This window comes from Hominiventricola sp. (genome assembly GCF_057604405.1).
Genome location: NZ_DBLYVB010000050.1, coordinates 1 through 4,559 on the forward strand (window position 1 = coordinate 1; position 4,559 = coordinate 4,559).

At 41.3% G+C, this 4,559-nt stretch carries 3 protein-coding genes and 1 pseudogene; all 4 read left to right on the forward strand.

The features are described from left to right. Window positions 1-1,236: Y-family DNA polymerase (locus ACZMB2_RS13635; protein ID WP_487597142.1), on the forward strand; the 1,236-nt coding region annotated here is incomplete at its 5' end. 14 nt (window positions 1,237-1,250) lie between these two features. Beyond that, window positions 1,251-1,667, forward strand: a complete 417-nt coding sequence (locus ACZMB2_RS13640) for a hypothetical protein (RefSeq protein ID WP_242953241.1) — start codon at window positions 1,251-1,253, stop codon at window positions 1,665-1,667. Between the two features lie 1,121 nt (window positions 1,668-2,788). Beyond that, window positions 2,789-3,409, forward strand: coding sequence for a sigma-70 family RNA polymerase sigma factor (locus tag ACZMB2_RS13645; protein WP_227176742.1), 621 nt, complete (start codon window positions 2,789-2,791; stop codon window positions 3,407-3,409). Between the two features lie 473 nt (window positions 3,410-3,882). Continuing rightward, window positions 3,883-4,559: pseudogene (locus ACZMB2_RS13650) on the forward strand (SpaA isopeptide-forming pilin-related protein); the annotation flags it as partial.

The following is a 4,559-nucleotide window of genomic DNA, read 5'->3' on the forward strand; positions in this document are numbered from 1 at the left end:
AAGTCCTTTTATGCTTCTGTGGAATGCGTAGAACGTGGGCTGGATCCATTTAAAGCAAACCTGGTGGTTGCAGATCCGACCAGATCAAAGTCAACAATCTGCCTGGCAATCACTCCGGCTATGAAGGCTCTTGGCATCAAGAACCGGTGCCGGATCCATGAGATACCGGATTGTGTGAAGTACATCACAGCCATGCCAAGGATGCAGCTGTATATGGATTATTCCGCAAAGATCTATGGAATCTATCTGCGGTACGTCTCAAAAGAAGATATCCATGTGTACAGTGTCGATGAGTGTTTTATTGATGTGACAAACTATCTGCAGCTTTATCATCTCACTGCAAAAGAAATGGCGGTAAAGCTTATGCAGGAGGTTATGGAAGAAACAGGTATCACTGCAACCGCTGGTGTGGGAACCAATCTGTATCTTGCTAAGATCGCAATGGATATCGTAGCAAAGCATGTGGATGACCATATTGGAATCCTGGATGAATTCTCTTACAGAGAGCAGCTATGGGATCATAAACCATTAAGTGACTTCTGGAGGATTGGATCCCGGACTGAAAAAAAACTGGCCGGTTATGGAATCCATACGATGGGCGATATTGCAATGGCTTCTTTAAGATCCGAAGACTGGCTGTATAAGATGTTTGGGATTGATGCAGAGCTGTTGATCGATCATGCATGGGGATATGAAACATGCCGGATGAGTGACATCAAGAACTATCATTCGGAGGAACACAGCCTTTCAAATGGTCAGGTGCTGATGCGAAATTATTCTTTTGATGAAGCACTTGTGATCGTAAGGGAAATGACAGATAATCTGGTCCTGGATCTGTTTGAAAAAGGACTGGTAACAAGCTCTCTCACCTTATGGATCGCCTATGACCACAGGTATGAGCATGAGGCATCCAAAGGAACCGTAAAACTCGAAAGAGAAAGTAACAGTTCCAAAAAGATCATAGATGCAGTGGAAGATTTATATCTCAGGATTGCAGACAGATATACCGGAATCCGAAGAATCGAGGTGTGTGCGAACAGGGTTGTTCCTGAAAGTTATGTGCAGTACAGCCTGTTTGATGATCCCAAACAGACCGATAAGGAACGGCATTTACAGGAAGCAGTATTGAATGTAAAGCAGCGTTATGGGAAGAATGCGATCATGCGGGGATCCAACCTGCTAGAGTGTTCTACTTATAGAGAACGCAACGAGCAAATAGGTGGTCACCGTGCTTAGAGGAGGTGCAAAAAGTGCTGGCAAGTGCATATCAACCGTATTTATATTTACCAAGACCGGTTTCCAGGAGACATCCCATGGATGTAGGACGCAGGGCAAAACAGTTTGCTCCATTTGCGGCACTTCGTGGACTGGATGAAACAATCCGGCAACAGGAAATCATTTATGAACCAAAAAGAGATTTATCTGAGGAAAAGAAAAATGAGTTGGATATGAAATTAAGGATCCTGGCATATGGAATGAAGATACAGGCAACTTATTTTCAAAAGTCATGGAAGAATCCATTAATTGGTCAGTACCATACATTATCTGGAACCGTAGAATTTTTTGATCCATCAGTCCACTTACGGATTAATGATACCGAGATTCAGATCCAGGACATCTGTGATCTGACTGGTGATGTATTTGAAACTATTGAAATATCATGTTAATTAATCACAGCGGAATTTTTTATACCGGAAAGAGTGAGTGGTAGCTGGTGAAAGGATAAAAAAGGATGCACAGATCGACAAAGCAGATCTGATCAGAATAGAAATCGTGCTGTTCGTGTAGCTTTGGCACTTACGGAATGGATGGCATGATGCTCATAAGGCGGATTTGATTTCCCTTTGGTCCGTTGAGTAATAAATGGAGAAATATCTTATTGCTTAAAGGAGGAAGCCTATATGGGATCAGGTGCTATTAAATGGCATGTACATTGCTCTGTATGTGGAGCATTTATTGAAAAGAGCGCACAAAGCGATTCAGAAGTGGAGTGCAAAAAATGTCGCAGTACATTGGAGATATTTGTAAAGGATGATATGGTGTCGGTTCGTCCGATTCACATCCGAGATGAACAATTAAAGTCCAGGATGCGGACGTATTCCCGAAAGATGATGAATCAGGGATCATAACAGAATAGAATGAGCTGTCTGTAGTAAGCGTTGGATTTGGCAGGAACCATCAAGAACGCACCAGACAGCAAGAGTTTGTCAAGGAGCTGAACCTGACTGGAATCACTAAGAGCCCGGCAAAACATTTACGGATACACTGCAAGATCAGAAGTCTTTTCTGGTTTTGGAGATTGTTGAAGTATTTGTTTTGTCGGGCTTTTTTGACGTATTTCGAAAAATTTTTAAATTTTTTTGTCGTACCCCACTGTAAAACAGGCTCTCAGCGTTTCGTTATATAGAGGTTGAATTCTTTTTTGCAAAAATAATTGTAAATAGAGATTTTGATAATATGACACAAAGGAGGAAGCAAAGATGACTGAAATCGAATACCAGGAATTTGTAAGGCATTGTCCTTACGATGCTATGGGCGATTATTCCATGTTTCGCAAAGAGCAAACAGAGAATGAATCAGAAGATGCACATATCAACTGAATAAGCCAGGCAATCTGGCAAACTTAATCTAAACGCAGATACATGCGTTACAAAGGAGTCGCGGACTCCCGTTCAAAAAAAACGGGTGAGTTCGTGACCTCTTGTACTGCAGTTCTTTATGTCTGTGCAGAAATTTCATAAAAGATGGAATGGACCACCCGGAGCCGAAAGGCAGAAAGGTGGTCTTTATGTTGACATTAAAAGAACTGAAAAAAATCGTGAAAGTTGCTGATGTGGAGAAGAGAATCCCAAGCGTGAAATCCTTGAAGGAACACAAAGTTGTAGTAAAGGAAATGATCAATGCAGATACAACAATCTCTGTTTATGATCACGGATATGTACTTTATACAGCAGGAAATCAATCAACCGTATTTCCGCTTCATAGTTGTGATGACTATGAATATGTGAGTGTAACTGGCGATAACAAGGAATTCAATAAAGAGTTCTTTGATAATGAAAACTGGTATATCCGTCTGCTGATGGAGGCTGAAGACCGTATGGCATACAGCCAGAGCAAAATCAGCACCAATCATGGTGTGTTTTCTAACAGCGATGTTACAGATGATGCGGAGATTATGAGAGGATCTTCAAAAGATTTTGTTGACGATGTTATCGACAGAGAAATTCTGCATGCGCTGATCAAGGAATTGACAGAGAGGCAAAAGATGGTACTCAATCTGGTTTATTTCGAAGAAATGCGTCAGCAGGATGTCGCAGATTATCTGGGAATCAAACAACAGAGTGTAAATGACCTCCTGAACAGAGCATTAAAAACGATGAAAAAAAAGGCGGAAAACGAAGAATTTTAAAAAAATTTCAAAAAAATTGAATTAGACCACTGTAAAACAGGCTCTGAGCGTTTCGTTATATGAAGGGTTTGCATAGAACACCTTCATGTACCTTGAAAAATGAATAGCCTGCCCGGAGTGATATTTGATTTGAACATGCATAGAGCGAAAAGCTGCGTGTCTGCCAGAAGAAAACGTATCAGAGATGGAAACTGATATAGGAACGGATCCGGGAAAGAAAACAGGAAAACGCTTAAATCTTAAATCAAAATAAAATGTCTGAATCTAAAAAGAGGATGACAGTAGAAATCATGTGGCGGTATTTGTGACAAACAGGTACCGCCATATATTTGTGCTGTTATCTCAGCTTGTGCTGACTGTCCCAAATAGCACAAATTTCAGGAAAGGAGGCGATCATCTTCGTATAAAAGATAATATGCAGAAACTAACAGATAACCATACACAAAAGAATCAGAAAGGAAGGATTTAAGAGAATGAACGTGAAAAAGAAAGCACGCAGGGTGATGTCCGGTTTACTGACTGCAGTAACGGTTCTATCGACGGTACTCTCTCCCGCTGTTGCCTATGCTTCTGATGATGCTGGATCTGTAAAAAAGATTCCGTATTATGAGGAGATCAAGGATCAGTTGGATGAAGATGAAGTGGTAACTGCAAAGGATTATGAGATCAAGGTTGGAGACAATTTCGATGTAAAGAGTGATTATACCGGTCTTACGATCCAGGATGACAGCAAAGTAAAAGTTACATTTCAGGAAGCAAAAGATGCGGACGGGAATGATTTTTCTACCGATTATGCCAATTCCTATAAGGCAGTCTATTATGTAGAACCACAGACAACGGATCACCCAACCTACCAGATCAATCGAAAGATCGTAGTAAAAGAAGCGGATCAGCAGAAAGATTCGCAGTCAGAAAGTTCTTCTGATCAGGATGCTGGTTCTTCCGATAAGACAGAAACTGAGGATTCTGAGGCTGACTCGTCTACAGAGGAAACTGGTGCTGCTGAAACGGAGAGCAAAACAGAACTGACAGAAAAAGAATTTGATGCAGAGATCGAAGCAACGGAGAATCAGGAGACCGTTGATCCGGAAACAGGGATCACACTCTCAGAGGTTATGCAGGAAGCTGTTGACCAGGAAGTTGCTCTTGC